At 41.1% G+C, this 17722-nt stretch carries 14 protein-coding genes; 7 read left to right on the top strand and 7 right to left on the bottom strand.

What is annotated here, in order from left to right:
- Both JHD45_RS16335 and JHD45_RS16330 read left to right on the top strand, forming a co-directional pair.
- Positions 1-2276: fimbria/pilus outer membrane usher protein (locus JHD45_RS16335; protein ID WP_233407879.1), on the top strand; the 2276-nt coding region annotated here is incomplete at its 5' end.
- On the top strand, positions 2266-3120 hold the full coding sequence (locus JHD45_RS16330) for a hypothetical protein (protein WP_199477586.1): 855 nt from the start codon (positions 2266-2268) through the stop codon (positions 3118-3120). The genes JHD45_RS16335 and JHD45_RS16330, both read left to right, overlap by 11 nt.
- Here JHD45_RS16330 and JHD45_RS16325 read toward each other — a convergent pair.
- The gene (locus JHD45_RS16325; RefSeq protein ID WP_199477585.1) at positions 3110-3706 is read right to left on the bottom strand and encodes a LuxR C-terminal-related transcriptional regulator; all 597 of its coding nucleotides are present in this window, start codon (positions 3704-3706) and stop codon (positions 3110-3112) included. The two genes, JHD45_RS16330 and JHD45_RS16325, sit on opposite strands and share 11 nt — an antisense overlap.
- A 449-nt stretch (positions 3707-4155) precedes the next feature.
- The gene (locus JHD45_RS16320; RefSeq protein ID WP_199477584.1) at positions 4156-4950 is read right to left on the bottom strand and encodes a hypothetical protein; all 795 of its coding nucleotides are present in this window, start codon (positions 4948-4950) and stop codon (positions 4156-4158) included.
- A gap of 430 nt (positions 4951-5380) precedes the next feature.
- Here JHD45_RS16320 and JHD45_RS16315 point away from each other — a divergent pair, with 430 nt between their 5' ends.
- The 4 genes from JHD45_RS16315 (at position 5381) to JHD45_RS16300 (ending at position 10994) form a co-directional block, all read left to right on the top strand.
- Positions 5381-7159 (top strand): ABC transporter substrate-binding protein, encoded by a 1779-nt coding sequence (locus JHD45_RS16315; RefSeq protein WP_199477583.1) that lies wholly within the window; start codon positions 5381-5383, stop codon positions 7157-7159.
- Between the two features lie 94 nt (positions 7160-7253).
- Positions 7254-8195: an ABC transporter permease gene (locus tag JHD45_RS16310; protein ID WP_281197665.1), complete on the top strand. Its 942-nt coding sequence runs from the start codon at positions 7254-7256 to the stop codon at positions 8193-8195.
- Between the two features lie 10 nt (positions 8196-8205).
- Positions 8206-9279 (top strand): ABC transporter permease, encoded by a 1074-nt coding sequence (locus tag JHD45_RS16305; protein ID WP_199477582.1) that lies wholly within the window; start codon positions 8206-8208, stop codon positions 9277-9279.
- Positions 9280-9290: 11 nt separating this feature from the next.
- Positions 9291-10994: an ABC transporter ATP-binding protein gene (locus JHD45_RS16300; RefSeq protein ID WP_199477581.1), complete on the top strand. Its 1704-nt coding sequence runs from the start codon at positions 9291-9293 to the stop codon at positions 10992-10994.
- A gap of 69 nt (positions 10995-11063) precedes the next feature.
- Here the strand turns inward: JHD45_RS16300 and JHD45_RS16295 are convergent, their stop codons facing one another.
- The 4 genes from JHD45_RS16295 to JHD45_RS16280 all read right to left on the bottom strand — a co-directional run bounded on the left by JHD45_RS16295 (position 11064) and on the right by JHD45_RS16280 (position 15693).
- Entirely contained in the window at positions 11064-11348 is a 285-nt protein-coding gene (locus tag JHD45_RS16295) for a YrhK family protein (protein WP_199477580.1), read from the bottom strand.
- A 161-nt stretch (positions 11349-11509) separates the two neighbouring features.
- Complete coding sequence (locus JHD45_RS16290; RefSeq protein ID WP_199477579.1) at positions 11510-12688, bottom strand: sugar efflux transporter; 1179 nt, start codon at positions 12686-12688, stop codon at positions 11510-11512.
- Positions 12689-12852: 164 nt separating this feature from the next.
- Complete coding sequence (locus JHD45_RS16285; protein ID WP_199477578.1) at positions 12853-13770, bottom strand: VirK/YbjX family protein; 918 nt, start codon at positions 13768-13770, stop codon at positions 12853-12855.
- A gap of 294 nt (positions 13771-14064) precedes the next feature.
- On the bottom strand, positions 14065-15693 hold the full coding sequence (locus JHD45_RS16280; protein WP_199477577.1) for a methyl-accepting chemotaxis protein: 1629 nt from the start codon (positions 15691-15693) through the stop codon (positions 14065-14067).
- A 151-nt stretch (positions 15694-15844) separates the two neighbouring features.
- Here JHD45_RS16280 and JHD45_RS16275 point away from each other — a divergent pair, with 151 nt between their 5' ends.
- Positions 15845-16678, top strand: coding sequence for an SDR family NAD(P)-dependent oxidoreductase (locus tag JHD45_RS16275; RefSeq protein WP_199477576.1), 834 nt, complete (start codon positions 15845-15847; stop codon positions 16676-16678).
- Here JHD45_RS16275 and JHD45_RS16270 read toward each other — a convergent pair.
- The gene (locus tag JHD45_RS16270) at positions 16656-17714 is read right to left on the bottom strand and encodes an alpha/beta hydrolase (RefSeq protein WP_199477575.1); all 1059 of its coding nucleotides are present in this window, start codon (positions 17712-17714) and stop codon (positions 16656-16658) included. The two genes, JHD45_RS16275 and JHD45_RS16270, sit on opposite strands and share 23 nt — an antisense overlap.
- Positions 17715-17722: the final 8 nt, after the last annotated feature.

The following is a 17722-nucleotide window of genomic DNA, read 5'->3' as shown; positions in this document are numbered from 1 at the left end:
TCGTGGAACCTAATGATGAACTATTGTTCAAATGGAGTGAGGTGAAGCCTGTCTTTTCAAAAATTTTATATCAAAATTATGTTTACATTCTCTCAAGCAGGCAAGAAAAAGGTTTGATATCAGAAGTCGATTTTAAAAAGATCAATATTAAGGTAGATTTTGATCTGAATGATTTTACTCTTAATCTATCCATCCCAGTAGGAATAATTCGACCACAAAGTATAAGTTTGAAGTCAGATCCTAGAGTGTTAAAGCCCACAGATTCTGCTTCATTAAGTGGCTATATGAATTTATATTCGAGTTATTTGTATCAAAATAGTCAATCTGATCATGTAGTTAATGAGCAAGTGGCAGTTCGCTCTGAGATGGTTATCAATATGAATAGATGGGTGTTGGAAAATGATGAGGAATACTATCCAACAGATGAGGCCAATGATCCTAGTATTAAACGTACTGGAACGCGATTAATACACGACTTCCCATCTAATGGTACAAGAATCACACTAGGGGATAAGTATACATCGGGAAGCTATTTTCAATCTACTTCTCGTATGTTAGGTTTATCAATTGCTCATAATTACTCGTTAGTATCTGATAGGATTCTTAGACCGAGCGCATCAAGGAGTTTTACGTTAAAAAGCCCTTCTTCAGTCGAAGTAATGGTTGATGATCAAGTAGTCTCTCGCCTAAATCTTTCATCTGGTGTTTACTCTCTAGATGATATTCCTTTAAATGAAGGAAATAATAACATTACGCTTAAAATAACGGATGCTGCAGGAAAAGTTAGTTACATCAAGTTTGATGTGACAACAGGGCTGAACTTATTAGCACAAAATGAATTGAAATATGAGTTGTTTCTAGGTGTTCCATCTGAACTCAATAATAGGTTGGAATATTTCTACGATCAGCCATTGATAAGTTCATATCTTAATTATGGTGTTTCAACAAACTGGAGTGTGGGTGCTAATTTTCAGGCTGATAAATATATAAAACAAATAGGATTTAAACATGTTTTTGCTTCTGAAATAGGTTTGTTTGCCTTCGAAGATGCACTTAGTATTAGTGATCAAGAGAAAGGGAAAGCTTATCGGTTAGTGTATAGTACGTTTACTGATAATAGTATAAAGCATAAAGCGTTTAGCTTCGCTTACGAACATGCTTCCAAAGGCTTTCAATCTCTTGGATACAGGCCGAATTTGAGTGATGGATATAGGTTTAAAGAACATACTTTTCAAGTAAATTATAGCTTTTTTAATACACCTACCTTCCAGACCTCTTTATTTGCTAATGCTTTTCGATCTTATGATCAAAATCAATTTGATAAAAATTTTGGGGTGAATTTCTCTCAAGATCTTTTGAATGGGCAATGGCGTTATAATATAGGTGGTCAATGGGAGCAAGCAAATGGAGAAAATGGATGGAGAGTTAACCTGTCTTTGACCTATAGAATTGCTACAGCGAAGCGACTAAGGTCATTATATCAATCAAAAAGAAATCGAACACGTTTAGAATATACACAAAATAGCAGCCGTCGATATGTGGGAGCATTTAATGTTCGAGCAGGTGTAGAGAAAAATCAACAAGATAAAGCCATGCTTGATTTAAATACTCAATATACAGGAAATCGCTTTTTGACCAGTTTCGATCATGCTAGTTATTATCAACAACTTAATGCTCAATCGTCACGCCATCAAAGCCGTCTTAGTTTTTCTTCAAGTATTGCGTTTGCTCAAAATGATTGGTCGGTTGGCAGACCTATCTATGATAGCTTTGCTTTAGTCAAAGCACATTCCTCTTTAAAAAATAAAAAGATTGTCTTAGGTCGATCAAACGATAAATACAAAGCCAGTAGTGGAGATTTCGATACCATTTTATTAAATGATATTAATTCATATGATCATTCTAGTGTAACTGTCGATGTCGATGATATTGCTCCAGGGTATGATATAGGAGCTGGAGTTATCTCTTTCTATCCTCCTTATCGGAGTGGCTACCGTATTGTGATAGGTAATGCCGCTAATATTACTGTTATTGCCACGTTATTAGATGAAAAAAAGACACCTTTTTCTTTACAAGTAGGAACGGCAGTGTGTACTACGGATAAGAAAAAGAAAGAGCATGTTTTTTTTACAAATAGAAAGGGTAAGTTCGCTTTAACGGGACTTATGCCATGTGAATATGAGATCAAATTAAAAAATTCTGATGTCTCTACCTTTATTATTAATGTTAAAAAAGGTGAGCAGCTGCAAAGAAAAGGAGTGATCTATGTGCACTAAAGAGATAAATAAGTTCTCTATTTTGATATTATCTTTGATTTTTTCACAGACCATTTATGCTGAATGTAATGCTAAACTCGGTGATGTAAAGCATCTATATGACGATTTTGAGAACTACGATTCAGAGCAACATAGTGATGCGAGAAAGCGACTTGGAATCACTGTTCTGGATACTAGTGATTGTCACCCGTTGCATATCATTCTTACAACTGAGAACCAGTCTCAGTTAAAAGGTCAATACCAAATAGTACCTTATCAAATAAGAAGCAATATACAGCAAATTGTTAGCTCGTCAATGACGCGGTTAAATCTTGTCAATTCCTATGCAGAAATAGAGCTTTTTATTCGAAAAGGTACACCTGTGAAAGCTGGGATGTATTCAGATCGATTAAAATTAAAACTCTACAATGAAAATAATCAATTGTTAGACAATCAAGAGTTTGAAATAGAAGAAACGATATCACCAAAAACAAGTCTTTCTATGTTAGGTTACAATAGTTCTGTTAGTGAAATTAATTTAGGTGAACTTGTTTCTGGAAAAAGGTACAATATGCTGCCAACCCTTAAAGTAGTGACAAATTCAGATATTGAGATGCATATCACCTCAGAAAATCATGGCAGATTAGTCCATGATATTTATAAAAATAAATACTCTATTAACTACTTTTTGTATCTTGATGGGGAGTGGATGAATTTAAACCAAGAGAAAATAAAGGTGTTTTCTTACCAGAACAGAACAAAATTTTTACTCAAGCTTAGCGTTCGCTTAGCAGACTTTACAAGGCAAGCGGCTGGTGAATACAGCGACACAATTCGTTTTCAGATAAGTCCTCTTAATTATTAATTTTATTTAAATTTTTCTTACACCAGAGTCGTGCTTGATTTTTGTTTTTCACTTCAATTTTCTGATAAATCTTATGTAAGTGAACTCGTACTGTCGCTTCAGAAATAAACAAATTATCAGCAATGGCACTACACTCCAGACCAGAGTAAAGTAAATTTAATACCTTAATTTCTTTACGTGTTAAATTACTAGAACGTAATGTACTTTGCTGTTCGTTTTCAAGTAATTGACGCATCCAACCGTCGGTTATTGATCTAGGAAACCAAAATTCTCCTTTTTCAATTGCTTTAAAACCTTGCTCAAATAGTGACTCCTCTGCATCGTCGAAGAAAATTCCTTTCAGATTGGGCCACTCCTTTAATGTTAACGTATCACTATCTTTAGGAACATCAAAAATGACCAGTCCTTTTTGTCCACTCTCTTCCATAAATTTATTCATCAGTTCATAATTAGTAATAACATTAAGTGAATGATAACTGACAAGAAGCAGATTATATTCACTGGCTACATAAAGCAGAGGGCTGTGTTTTGTAAATTCAAAAAATTTGGTATGTCTATTGTTTTTTTTAATATCCTCAATATCCATATATCACATCCGCTGATTATTTTTTGCACAATATTTACTATACTATAGTATTTTTTTTATATCAACACAGTTTGTTTTTTAGTGAATATATTTTACCTATTGTTTTGATGATAAATATCTATTATATCTGTTGGTTGAAGGTATTTGTTTGAATTATATTCTAGAGAGATGGTGCTTTATTTGAATATGACATTGTTTTATATGAATTTTTTAATGGCGTTAAAAATTGGCTTGTTGTCATATTTTTATTTAATGAATGTTTTTATATTTTCTTGATTTTTAATTGTGTTTTTTTGTTATTTTTAAAATTTAATCTGTCTAAAATGGATGATGTATTTTAACACTTATGAAATAAAATCCATACGGAAATTGAACTAAAAGCAGGAACTCAATGAAATTCAAGAAAAAGTCAATTTGAAAGATTGTTTCCTGCTTACCTAGAGGTGAGACTAAAGTGTTTTTAAAAACATTAGTAAGCTATAAGTGCTGGCGATATCTCGGCTGAGCTTTTTATTATGTGTATCAAGCCAGGCAAGTAATTTCATCAAAGGCCTAGCTCGATCTGCAACGTACTGAAGCTTTTCTTTGATTTGATACTTGCTGGTTATGCTTAAGTAGCTATCGATCACATGTTGAAAGGTTTCGTGATCGCTGTATGGGCTAATCGACATTAAGAAAAGGAAAACGTCTCGATATTGAATATCAATCAATGCATTGTGTTCAGCAAAGCTGTCTTCGAAGTCAATGGCTGAAACAACCCCTTGTTGATCGATTGTATAATTTTTGATTTGAGCGCCAGCATGATAATGGCCAGCGTTATGAATGCTGGCTAGCACCTTCAGCGCTTTTAAAATGACTTCGGTTCGTTCCGTTTGGCTTAATGCTGTTTTTTTTAAATAGCGACGCAGATCCAGGCCTGTATCTGACAAATAGAGAAAGTGTTCTGTTTGCTCTATGACATTGGCGACAGGCAGCCCAAGCAAAGCCAGTGTCTGTAATTTTTCTGACTCAAATGCCAAACTTTCTTGTTGGGTCTTAGCCTGCACTGGCATGAGGAGAGTTAACTTGGTGGCATTAGCAATCAAGCGATGAAATAGACTTGAGCGCGTTGCCTCGGGTCTTTTGACCCAAACAGACTGTCCTTGATGTTTAATTCGTTCTATTTTTTGACCTTTTTTGAATATTTTATGGGTCATTGAATCGTCAAAAATAGGCGTATGGCTATCATTCGTTTTAATCTGCATGGTATGACTCTTAGTTTGCAATCCCTGTCTGTTCATAGCGAGCCATTAGTAAACAAATGACCCGTCTAAAAACATAAAAAACAGTGCCCAGAATGGGGCCTAGTGTGATGTTATGTAACAATATTTTAACATTTGGGGTATAAGGGGTAAGGAGACAATGTGTACTTAATGAATAAACAAAAATAAAATTTTCACTTTTTTTTTATTTTTATTGGGGTAAGGCTTGGCTTCCTTGCAGCCTCTGTAGTTGCGTTGGTTTTTAAAGATTGGCTTGTTTTTTTCTTGACTGAGTGGCCAAGTTTTTTATAAGTATAGGCAGAGAATGTGAAATAAAATGGTAAGCCATTGGTTTTATTGGCTTGTTTTTTGCTTACTTTTTGTTACAAAATTCACTTTTTTTACTTTTGTGTGTAAACAAGGAATATTCATAATGAAAAAAATAGTACAAGTCGCCCTTATGACTGCTCTTACCATGGGTTCGTCTATGGCGTTGGCGGTGTCTCCAAAAGAGACGTTAAATATTGCTTTTCCTGCTGGGGCGACGGGTTTTGATCCTGCGAAGGTGTCCGACCAATACTCTCTTAATGTCGTTTCGAATATTTATGACCCTTTGATGACCTATGACTACTTAGCCAGACCCTATAAACTGATACCTAATACCATTGAAGCGATGCCGACCATCACCAATGGCGGTAAGACTTATACTTTTAAGATTAAGCCAGGGATTTATTTTGCCCCTGATCCTGCTTTTAAAGGCAAAAAACGTGAGTTGGTGGCGGCTGACTACGTTTACTCCTTTAAGCGTATGTTGGATAAAACCATCAACTCCCCACAAAGCTACCTAGTTGAAGGTCAGTTTGTTGGAATGGATAAATTAGTAAAAGCGGCTGGCAATGGCCCTTTGAATTATGATACCCAGATCGAGGGGATCAAAGCATTAGATAAATACACACTGCAAATCAATCTCACCCATGTAAACTATAACTTTGATACAATCTTAGCCATGCCTTCTTTTGGTGCGGTCGCACGGGAAGTGATTGAAGCCAATAAAGCCAATACCAACGCTCACCCTGTGGGGACGGGCCCGTATGAGCTGAAAGAGTGGAGGCCGGGCAGTAAAATTGAGTTAGTGGCAAACCCCAATTTCCGCAAAGAGGTATTCAACTTTAAAGGAAATCCCAAAGACCCTGTTTCGATGAAAGTTGCCAAAGAAATGCATGGCAAAATCATTCCACAAGTGAAGCAGGTGAACATTAATATTATTCTTGAAGAGCAGCCTACTTGGCTGGCATTTTTGAATAATCAACTGGATGTTACTGGGATTCCACAGCCTGCATTAAAAGAAGCTTTGGTGATGAATCCGAAGAATCCACTGGATGTAAAGCTGGCTCCAAAATACGCTGATAAGGGCTTTCAATTACAGCGCTTAAAGCAATTAGAAATTACCTTTTACTTCTTTAATATGGACGATCCTGAAGTAGGCGGGTATACACCGCAAAAAATCGCCTTGCGTCGTGCGATTGCCATGGCCTTCCCTCGTAATGAAACTATTGCTCGTATCCGTCGTGGACAAGCTGTACCCGTGGAATATGCCATTCCAGAAGGGGTGGCGGGTTATAACCCCAACTTCAACATGGGGATTAACTTTAACCCAGCCAAAGCCAATGCGTTGTTAGATGCGGCGGGTTATAAAATTGGCCCAGATGGTTATCGCATGCAACCAGACGGTTCCCCTTTATCGGTGCAAATGGGAACAGGGTCTACGGCGATTGATCGCCAATGGAATGAATACTGGCAGCAAGCCTTTGACTCCCTGAAAATTAAATTGACGTTTAAAGTCGGTCGTTGGAGTGAGCTGGCCAAAGCGAACCGTGAAGGTAAACTGCAAATGTGGGGCATGGCATGGGGGGCTGATTATCCTGACGGCCAAAACTTTATGCAGATGTTCTATGGTCCAAATAAGGGCGATGCCAACTTCTCAGGTTTTAACTTACCCGCTTACAATAAAGATTATGAAGAGACATTGAAACTACCAAATGGTGAAAAACGTCAGAAGCTATACGATAAAATGAATCGTATGCTGGCCCAATATGGCCCCTATATTTTTGATGATACAAGGGTCAGTAGTATTATGGCCCATAGTGATGTTCATGGTTTAAAGGTGAATCCACTCATTACTTACTGGCGTTATATTGAAATTAAAAAGTAATCATTTCTTTTGATGTACTAGGTACTGTAATGCTTTTTATGGAGTTTTCTTCATATAAAGCATTACAGCGTGCGCTTATGTTTCTTTAGGAGTGATGATGCTTTCTTATATTGTGCGCCGTCTGTGGCAAATGATCCCCACTTTACTGGGGGTCATGTTGCTGCTTTTTACTCTCTATACTTTAGTGGGTGGCGATCCATCCTATATTTTGGCAGGCAAGAGCCTGAGTGCCGAGACCATCGCGAGTATCCGGACTCAACTTGGCTTGGATAAAAGTTTACCTGAGCAGTTCTTGATTTTTGTCAAACAAGTGTTGACGATGAATTTTGGAACGTCTTGGTCTACCCAACAACCTGTGTCAGAGATTATTCGTACCCGTATTGGTCCATCTGTGATGCTGTTGCTAACTTGGCAGCTCTGTTCTTTATTTTTCTCTTTGTTATTCGCCGCCTCTGTTGCCTATTACAAAGGCAGTATTTACGACAGAGCTGTGACTATTATTTCTACTGTGGCCATGTCGATCAGTATTTTGGTCTATATCATCGCGGGCCAGTATTTCCTTGCTTATAAAATGCAGTGGTTTCCCGTGTATGGTTGGGGGAATGGTTTTTGGCAAAACTTTTTGCTGTATATTCCGCTGCCATTAATCATCGGTGTCGCAGTAAGCGTGGCGCCGGACACGCGTTTTTACCGTAGTTGTTTTATTGAAGAAATGAACCAGGATTACGTTCGTACGGCCCGAGCTAAGGGGTTGTCTGAGCGCAAAGTCATGTTAAAACATGTGATGCGTAATGCATTGATCCCAATCGTCACCGGCGTGATGTCTTCCTTACCTTACATGATTACCGGCTCGGTCTTAATGGAGCGCTTTTTTGGTATTCCAGGGTTAGGTAACGAGATTTTAAAAGCGGTCAATTCTAGTGATTTCCCCGTCATCAAAGCCATCACCATTTACTTGGTGATTGCCATCATGGTGTTTAATTTGCTGGCCGATCTACTCTATAAGTGGATCGATCCACGTGTGAAACTGAATTGAGGGGAAGACAATGAGTCAAGATAACAATCTCACTCTTGATCAAGAGAAGGTTGAGACGCAAGTGCCTGCCCAAAGCTTGTCTTCTCTTGCGTGGAAGCGTTTAAAACGAGACAAAGTCGGTATGATCAGTTTACTGATTGTCTGCTTTTACCTATTGCTTTGTGCCGCAGGCTGGATGGGGCTGGCTGGGGAAAATTGGCGCGCTGATGTGGCCGTTCCGAATGCACCACCGACCTTTGCCACTTGGGAGCCTCGGGGGACTCAGGTAAATACGGTGACTGCTCCTAGTGGGAGTGCAGACCAAGTGGATGACGATAATTCGGCAGCGGCACCTGATCCGCTGGCGGCTTTGATGGCGCAAGCCGATAAACACGAAAGTCAATATGAAAGCAAAACAACAAAACTAAAAGAAACGCTGATTTTAGGGGCGGATGGACAAGGACGAGATGTGTTGCAAAAAGCCATTAAAGGCACCTCGGTTTCTGTTTCTGTTGCCTTACTCGGGGCATTTTGCGCCATTGTTATTGGCACTATTTTAGGCGCGATTGCCGGGTATTTTGGTAAATGGGTGGATGATGTGCTGATGTGGTTTTATAGCATTTTTACGTCGGTGCCCGACATGCTGTTATTGCTGTCTTTTGCGGCGGTGCTATCCCGTGGTATTAGTACTTTGGTTCTTATATTTGCTTTGACATCGTGGACTTATGTGTTCCGTTTGATGAGAGCGGAATTTATGAAGCACAAAGAACGAGACTATATCAAAGCTGCGGACGCCATTGGTGCAGGGCAAACTCGCAAAATGTTTCGTCACATTTTGCCCAATGTGAGCCATATTTTGTTGGTGCAATTTTCGATTCTTACTGTGGGGATGATTAAATCAGAAGTGGTGTTGTCATTTTTGGGTTTTGGGGTGGGCATTAAGCAAACCAGTTGGGGAGCGATGTTGGCGGAAGTGCCAGCGGAGCTGATCCAAGGCTATTGGTGGCAAATGCTGACGGTTACCGTGTTTATGTCGGTGTTAGTCACTGCTTTTAGTTTGTTGACTGACAGTCTTCGTGATGCTCTAGACCCCAAAGTGAGTTAGTAGGTAAGAATATGAAAACGCCATTAGTCCGTATTAGTAACCTAAAAATTGACTTCAAAATGGAAGACGGTCGTTATTTTGAAGCCCTTAAACGTATAAGTTTTGATATCCCTCATCATACCGTGTTAGCACTGGTGGGGGAGTCTGGCTCGGGAAAATCCGTCACCTCGACCGCTTTAATGGGGTTGTTGCCTGAGTCAAATACTGTAATCGATCAGGACAGTTGTATTGAGTTTAATGGTCGCTCGGTATTAGCCATGAGCAAAAAGGAGTTGCGCCGTCTGCGGGGCGGCGATATTGCAATGATCTTTCAGGATCCAATGAGTTCGTTAAATCCCGTATTTACCATTGGTGATCAGATCATAGAAACCTTGCAAGAACACAAATCCATGAGCAAAAAAGCCGCACGGCAAAAGGCCATTGATTTGCTGACAGAGGTGGGGTTACCGAATCCTGAAAGTCGTATTCATGCTTACCCCCATGAGCTGTCTGGTGGTCAGCAACAACGGGTGATGATTGCCATCGCTATCGCTTGTGAACCCAAACTATTAATCGCCGATGAGCCGACGACGGCTTTGGATGTGACCATTCAAAAGCAGATTTTAGAACTGATTACCAAGATGCAGAAAAAGCATGGCATGTCAGTGTTATTTGTTACCCACGATCTTGGGGTCGTCGCGGAGTTTGCGGATGAAGTCGTGGTAATGCGTCATGGTGAAATATGTGAGTCAGGTGTGATTGAAGAGGTATTTCGTCATCCTAAACATCCTTACACGAAGGCGCTGCTAAACTGTCGGCCTAGCTTAACGTATCGTCCTGAGCGTTTGGCGGTGATTGATGACTTTCTCCAAGGAGAGGCGTATCAATTGCCTGCGAATCGCTCCCGTGGTTATCAAGAAGGTAACCCGGTGATCCTAGAAGTGAATAACCTTTGTAAGTACTTTAAAATCAAAACGGGCCTGTTTCGGTATATTGATTTAAAAGCCGTGGATGGAGTGTCGTTTCAATTGCAAAGGGGAAAAACACTCGGCATTGTGGGCGAGTCTGGCTCAGGCAAATCCACCGTTGGGCATACTATTATGCGCTTGCTGGAATCGACCTCAGGTGAGGCATTGTTTGAAGGCAAAGACATTCTTAGCATGTCAAATGAGGATTTTAAGCCTTTGAAACGCCGAGTGCAGATTATCTTTCAGAACCCTTATGCGTCATTGAATCCAAGGTTCACGGTAGGGCAAATTTTAATCGAGCCAATGTTGCTCCATCATATTGGTAAGGACAAACAAGAGCGTGAAAAGCTTGCTCGGTCTTTATTGGATAAAGTGGGCTTAGCGGCCAATGCCTTTAATAAATACCCTCATGAGTTTTCAGGAGGACAACGCCAGCGCATTGCCATTGCCCGTTGTCTAACGTTGCAGCCGGATATTTTGATTTGTGATGAGTCGGTTTCAGCGTTAGATGTCTCGGTGCAAGCGCAAGTTCTCAACTTATTGCAAGATTTGCAAGATGAGTTTCAGATGTCGTACTTGTTTATTTCCCATGACTTATCTGTGGTCAAGCATATTTCCGATCAAATCATGGTGATGCAGCAAGGGAAAGTAGTGGAAATGGGCGATGCGGATAGCGTTTATGCGAATCCTCAGCATGATTACACACAAAAATTGATTGCTTCTATCCCGCAAAATCCGCAATGGTTTGAAGCGAACTTGGCGCTTTAGAGCCTAGTGACCTTCCCAAAGGGTATTAAAGTGAAAAGGCGAATCCAAAGGGGTTCGCCTTTTTATCGTTCAATAGCTGTCCGAGCTGTCGGGCAGTCTTTTCAAATGAATACTACGGGCTAAACGAATAATAGGACGGATCATCAGTTGTATACTGCCTATTAAAAACAGCCAAACGCCAATGGTTAGTATTTCACCGGTATAAAAGAAACACACGCTGCCGATGGCAAACCACATTGCCAGCATCAGGTCATTGATGATGCTAAGTACTTCGTAACGTCGGTGAATAATTAACTCATCATGACCGAAGATAAAAATCAGATCGCTTGATTGGTCTTGTCGCATTTGCTTCATAGAGGCCTCTCTTGCTTAAAAGTCATACCACTATAACAAGTGCTATTTAGTAACTAAAGTTTGACAGAGTATTTGCATCTTGTCTCATTGATTGGGAGGGGGGCTCATTAACTGGTTTTATAACTAATTTGCTCTTATTGAGCCAGAGAAGGGTCGTGTTCTTATAAGGGTTTTACTTTGGTCAGAATAAAAGTCGCCACAGCTATTAAGACGATTGCTACAAGGAAGGGACTACTGTAACCAAAATACTGGGCAAGGGTACCAGCAAGTGCACCCGCCATGACATTGCCCGTGTAAATAGCATTGGTCGACAAGGTGGTCGCTTGACCACTTCGTCCCGGCATAAGATCTTGGAAGTACACCATGCCTAAGCCACCAAGTATGCCAATAAATATTGCATTACCAAATTGTAGTGCGAGCAAAGCGTATTCAGAGGTCACAAAGTACATGCCAAGATAAAAGGCCATAGCAGCCAAGCAGGCGCCAATTAAAAGTGTGCGCATACGGCAATATTGGGTCAGATAGCCGGACAGTAGCATAATAGGAATTTCTAATCCGGCAGCCGTCCCCATCATCCAGCCTGCGAGTTCCTGAGGAAGACCCAGTTGATGGCTAATATAGAGTGGCATGGAAATAATATACATGCTGTTGCAACCCCACATTAGGGTACAGGCGAGAAACAGTTTAAAGGCGTCAAAGTTGGCGCGGATCCCCCTGTGTTCTGCTTTGCGTTCACTAGGGGTATGAGGCAAGTCTGGTAAGGTGACAAGGGCGACTACAAATCCGATGAGGTAAATGCTCATGCCAATAAGAAAAAGCGTGGTGAAACCATAAGCGGCAACAATACCAAAACCAACAGCAGGGCCGATGACCCAAGCCAATGACATTTGAGAGCGCATTATGGAGGTGAACATAACGGAGCGTTCACCAGCTCGATCTTTATAATCTCGGGCAATGGCAAAGGTTTGTGGAATAGCGGCCGCGCCTAAGCTTAACAGCACGATTCCCAGAGAAGCGAGAATAAGGTACTGACGACACCAATCAAATAGCAGGCAATTCGTGGCTCCCATTATTAAACAGATTAATACTAGACGCTTGCGGTGGCCCCATCGATCGGAATAGCGAGCAAGTAACTGGCTGAAAACAATGCCGCCACATGCGTTAAAGGTATAAAAAAGGCCCACCGAAAAAGGCGATGCATGAACTTGGTTGGTTAAAAAAAGACTGAGTGTTGGGATGAAAAGTGCGCTGCCTAACCCCGTAAAGAACGTCAGTGTCATAAAGGAGACTAATGTCGCACTTTGCCCTGAACGCCAGTTATGCCAGTAATTGGTACGCATCCATTCACCTCGTTATTCTTCTTGATGGCCTTTGTGAGTGTAAAAATTTGACTAACAATGGAGAGGCCGAGCTTTGATCTCATTTGATAACAATGAGCAACAGGTTATTTCAACCTATTACTCATCAATAAGACAATTGGGATTTATATCCGTGTTGTCTACGGTTATAGGCTGTTTGTCGTTATCTTGCTGTCCGCCGCTTGAAACTCTGGCTTGGTAATGCTTTTGATGGCGTTACCCAGTGTGTCGTTATGGTCATCCAACCATTGGTAGCGATCTCGATATAATTTTCGCTTTGAACTTTTTATGTCTTCAATGGCACGGCGTTCAGAGGTTAATGGAATCTCGTAAAACCATTGATCGTGTTCAACACCATCGCTTTCTAGCCACAACTGATCGTAGTTCATATTGACTTGCTCGCCCGCGTTGCTATAACGCTTGGCGTTGTAGACATGAGCGCTATTTTTGACAGCATAAATATGATGCATCTTTAAGTGCTGAGCTAAAAACTGAGCGGTTTCAACCAAGAAGGATTTAGGGCGCAGGCCAAAAAAGGCTTTGGTAAAGGCTTTGGTAAAACCTTGGTCATTATTGTTGCCTTGTATACAACCAATGTAGATATTATGGTTTTGTACGGTAAAGCCCAGTGAGTAATAGGTATGATTCTGTGCGTCTTTGATGTTAACGGCTAATTCGGCTTCTTTACGTAATTTTCCATCGAAATTGAGAGTTAGATAGTATTCCTGTTCATCGATAGGGAGAGAGCGAAGGCGGATTTCTTGTAGATAAATTTGCTCTTGAGCCGATTCGGTAAAGGTGTTTTCAACCCAAGCATGGTGATCATTGAGTAGCTGGGCGATCTCTGTTTTTTGAAATCCAACACGAAGAAACGGCTTCATGCATTTCATGAGATAGTTAGGTTCGTTGACGAACAGCTTTTCTCGTTGCTTATTGTTAAAAAAACGTTTCATTTCATTAAAAGCGCGGCGATAAATTAGCGCACGAAGAACAAACTTGATGACCTCTTTCGGTTTATTCTTTCTTTTTCTTGAGCATGCTTGAAGAGCGAGTTTTATAACCACAATGAAAGTCCACTTTGCTGTCGTTTGGATGGCGCAATATACATTCTAAAAAAGGCTGAATCAAATTGTCGAGCCGTTTATTCGTTTGCCGTATGTAGTTGTTTTTCGTGATAAAAATTATCATTCTTGTTTTTTGATCGAATAGGGCCGCTTTTTTCTTTAGTTTTCATGGTGTTAAGTTGTTGCCGCGTACCAAAGTGACGCTGTTTTGCGAGGATTTAAATGAAACAGGTGAGCTCCTCCCACCTGTTTCGTTTCTTGCTGTGATATCAGATATTGTCAATATTATCTCATTTAAGAGAACTGGAACTGTTTGATTTTTTGGTTTAAATCATTGGCCATGTGGGCAATCATTTCGCTGCCATCATTTACTTGTTGAGAGTCATCTAAGACTTTTTCTGAGACTTCACGAATTCCCATTAAGTTACGATTAATTTCCTCGGCCACGGTGCCTTGTTGTTCGGCGGCTTGGGCGATTTGATTACTGCGAGCGGAGGCATCGTCGACTTGGGTGAGCATGTTACCCAGATTTTCGGCAGCAACATGCATTCGGTCCGCACAGTCCTCTGCTTGTTTGGTGCTTTTTTCCATGGCATTCGAGGCGATTTTTGATTGCTGCTGGAGTTTTTCGATAATCGCACGTATTTCAACCGTTGAGTCTTGGGTGCGGCTAGCCAGAGAACGAACTTCATCGGCAACGACGGCAAATCCTCGACCCATTTCACCTGCACGTGCCGCTTCAATCGCTGCATTGAGCGCGAGAAGGTTAGTTTGCTCTGAAATATCACCAATCACCCCTAGAACGGAGTCAATATCATTCGTCTGCTCGGACAGGAGGCTAATAATATCGTTGGCATTTTCAATGTGCTTGGTTAACGACTGGATGTTTTGGTTGGTTTCGTCCAAATCTTTACTGCTTTGACGTGTGATGGTTTGCACCGTCTGAGTTGCCTCTGCTGTGTCTTTGGCGTGCTGAGCCACGTCTTTGATCGAGTAAGACATTTCATTCATCGCTGTCGCCAGTAATTCCACTTCTTTGAATTGATGATCCATTCCATTGTTAGTATGTTTCGTATTGGCTTGCATCTGTACGCTGACGGCTTGTAGTTCGCTGATAGCGTGATCTACTTCTAACAAGGTTTCACTTAGAGAGGTTGATACATGGTTTGCCGCATCGGCGAGTTCACCAATTTCGTCTTTACGTTCCATTTTTATCTGTTTGGTGAAATCCCCATCAGAAATGTGTTTAAGGTGTTCGGTGACGGTTTTAAGCGGGCGAACAATACTACGAACAATGGTAACACTGGCAATAAAAGACAAAATTAACAAGACAATTTCGATACTGGCATTCTTTTGAATGGAGGACCAAAAGGTCTTTTCAACGCCACTGTACAAAGTACCGCTGCCAATGACCCAACCCCAAGGTTGATAACCTTTTACATAAGAGACTTTGTCTTCAGCTTTTGAGTTTCGTGGATCTTTATATTTATACTCGATAAAGCCTTCGCCATTTTTTCGTACGGTATTAACCATGGCTTGCCAATGGTGAAAACCGTTGGCGTCTGTGACGTCTTTCATGCTCTTACCAATTAAGTTTGGTCTGAAAGGGTGCATCAGTAATTTTTCTTGCATATCGTTTACCCAGAAGTAACCTGAGTTTGATGGACCGAAGCGTAACGACGATAGGGCGTTAAGGGCTTCTTTTTTCGCTCGTTCCTCACCGATAGTTGTCGCTTTTTTCGCGTAATATTCCACTAGCGAGTAGGCGTTTTCCACTTGTTCTTTCACTTGTTGCTGTCGGTCTTTAATAAGCTGCTTATGAAGGTCTGAATAGGCCATGACAGCAAATATAATGAGGAGTGCCACCTGAATAGCGACGAGTCCCCATAGTTTATTCCCTACTTTTACTGAGCTTAGTTTCATGTAATCCCTCTACCGTCGTATCTTGTTATCATTAAAAATAATTATGGGGCAAGAATGGGGGTTGTAAGCTGACCGAAATCAATATAAAGACAAGTTTGTTGGCTTTTTGCTAAGATCCAAAGACGTCATTTTTACTTTAAGAGGAGGCGCTGTGCAGTATTCCATTTTAATCACGGGGTGTTCTAGTGGTATTGGTCTTGAAGCAGCCAAAATGCTGCAAGAGCGTCAATTTCTCGTCGTGGCAAGTTGTCGTCAGGTTGAAGATATAGAAAGGTTAAAGGCACAAGGCATTAAGCATGTTGTGCAGTTGGATTTAGCCAATTCCCATTCGATTGAATCAGGCTTACGCGAAACCTTAGAAATAACAGGAGGGCATCTGTTTGCACTTTTCAATAATGGCGCCTATGGCCAACCTGGAGCAGTGGAAGACTTATCTGTCGATACGTTAAAAAAACAGTTTGATGTCAATTTTTTTGGTACCCATGAACTGACCACTCGTGTGTTAAAAATCATGTTGGCTCAGGGATATGGACGTATCGTACACAATAGTTCGGTACTGGGGCTAGTGGCGGCACCGTTTCGTGGGGCATATAACGCCAGTAAATTTGCTTTAGAAGGTTTAACAGACACATTACGGTTGGAACTGGCGGATACGCCAATTACCATCAGTTTGATTGAGCCAGGTCCGATTGAAAGTCGCTTTAGAGCGAATGCATTAAAAGCCTTACAAGAGAATGTTGATATTGCCAGTAGTCGTCATAAGTCGGGTTACGAGGAGGCGATTACCCGTCTAAGTAAAGAAGGGCCAACCTCATCACAAACCTTGCCGGCCAGTGCGGTGGTTGAGAAGCTGATTCATGCCCTTGAAGCAAAACACCCTAAATCGCGTTATTATGTCACGCTACCGACCTATGCGGCGGGCATCATGAAACGTATTTTTCCCACTTGGTTGTTGGATAAAATTATGCTTCGTCAGGGGGGGTGACCTTTTCATTGGGGGATGGTGTTGTATTTGGGATATGAAATTTTGTCAGCCAGTCATGTATGCTGTCTAGATAGTCTCTTTGTGCCTCTGGTTTTGATAAGTAGAGGTCATGATATCCATTATCGATGGCAGCTGTGGTTAAGTTGCAGAAGGTTTTTTGGGCCGCCTCCAGCATACTGTCTACGTCCAAAACCCCATCGCCTTGCTGCGTTTCTTCTACAGTGAGCTTACCAATAGTCGTTTTTGTGGCGTGACACATAAGGGTTGGGATGGACAAGCGCTTTTTGGCTAGATTGCGTTGTGCCAAAATGACTTCTTTAAGCCATTTAAAGGCGAGTGGGAATCCCTCTGCTGGTTTCCAATCGAGCCGATAGTCCCATTGTCCACCAAACTTGGTGTGGATGCTTTTTGCATAAATTGAAATTTTTTTCGCTCGCAAATAGGAAAAAGGTAACAAAGATACCAGCATGCGAATGGGCCAACTTACTCTATTAAGTACCGCTGGTGGAAAGGGAAGAGCCAAAAAAGGACTGTTTAATATTAGGCCGATAATGTTAGGAAAGTCTTTTTGGTAATGGCTTTCTCGTTCATTAGGAGCATACGGTTGCGCCAGGTAGGTCGATACGATTAAACCACCCGTTGAGTGAGCCAGTATAATGACTTCATCAACCCCTTCTTGTTTCATGGTGATTAAGGCTATGTCTAAATCTTGTCCATATTGTTCAATCGAATCACACCAATTCGGTGGTGTGCTGGGGCGAATAGAGCGTCCGTAGCCTTGTAAGTCCACTGCATAAAAGCGGTAGTTTTGGTCTATAAAATAGTCAGCCAATCCCGTTTGAAAAAAGTAATCTGTGTAGCCGTGAACGTAAAGAATGGCACGTTTGGCTCTGGGGTTACCAAGGTGATTGACTAGGGTGGTATGAACGGAGGATTTGGGACCTGGGAAAGCAAAAGTACGTGCTCGAAAATCGGCGCCCAATAGGTCCTCATGGTCGTTAACTAATGTCCATTGCTGTCCTATTGGTCTGCTCATAAGGGCTA

It is taken from the genome of Marinomonas spartinae (assembly GCF_016461715.1).
In the GTDB taxonomy this organism is placed as follows: Bacteria; Pseudomonadota; Gammaproteobacteria; order Pseudomonadales; family Marinomonadaceae; genus Marinomonas; species Marinomonas spartinae_A.
Note: the sequence above shows the minus strand (reverse complement) of the source record. Positions and strands in the feature narration are given on the sequence as shown.

Bases quoted from the DNA above. Each gene is read 5' to 3' on its own strand.
- JHD45_RS16330 (WP_199477586.1), top strand. From the start codon at position 2,266: ATGTGCACTAAAGAGATAAATAAGTTCTCTATTTTGATATTATCTTTG.
- JHD45_RS16325 (WP_199477585.1), bottom strand. From the start codon at position 3,706: ATGGATATTGAGGATATTAAAAAAAACAATAGACATACCAAATTTTTT.
- JHD45_RS16320 (WP_199477584.1), bottom strand. From the start codon at position 4,950: ATGCAGATTAAAACGAATGATAGCCATACGCCTATTTTTGACGATTCA.
- JHD45_RS16315 (WP_199477583.1), top strand. From the start codon at position 5,381: ATGAAAAAAATAGTACAAGTCGCCCTTATGACTGCTCTTACCATGGGT.
- JHD45_RS16310 (WP_281197665.1), top strand. From the start codon at position 7,254: ATGATGCTTTCTTATATTGTGCGCCGTCTGTGGCAAATGATCCCCACT.
- JHD45_RS16305 (WP_199477582.1), top strand. From the start codon at position 8,206: ATGAGTCAAGATAACAATCTCACTCTTGATCAAGAGAAGGTTGAGACG.
- JHD45_RS16300 (WP_199477581.1), top strand. From the start codon at position 9,291: ATGAAAACGCCATTAGTCCGTATTAGTAACCTAAAAATTGACTTCAAA.
- JHD45_RS16295 (WP_199477580.1), bottom strand. From the start codon at position 11,348: ATGAAGCAAATGCGACAAGACCAATCAAGCGATCTGATTTTTATCTTC.
- JHD45_RS16290 (WP_199477579.1), bottom strand. From the start codon at position 12,688: ATGCGTACCAATTACTGGCATAACTGGCGTTCAGGGCAAAGTGCGACA.
- JHD45_RS16280 (WP_199477577.1), bottom strand. From the start codon at position 15,693: ATGAAACTAAGCTCAGTAAAAGTAGGGAATAAACTATGGGGACTCGTC.
- JHD45_RS16270 (WP_199477575.1), bottom strand. From the start codon at position 17,714: ATGAGCAGACCAATAGGACAGCAATGGACATTAGTTAACGACCATGAG.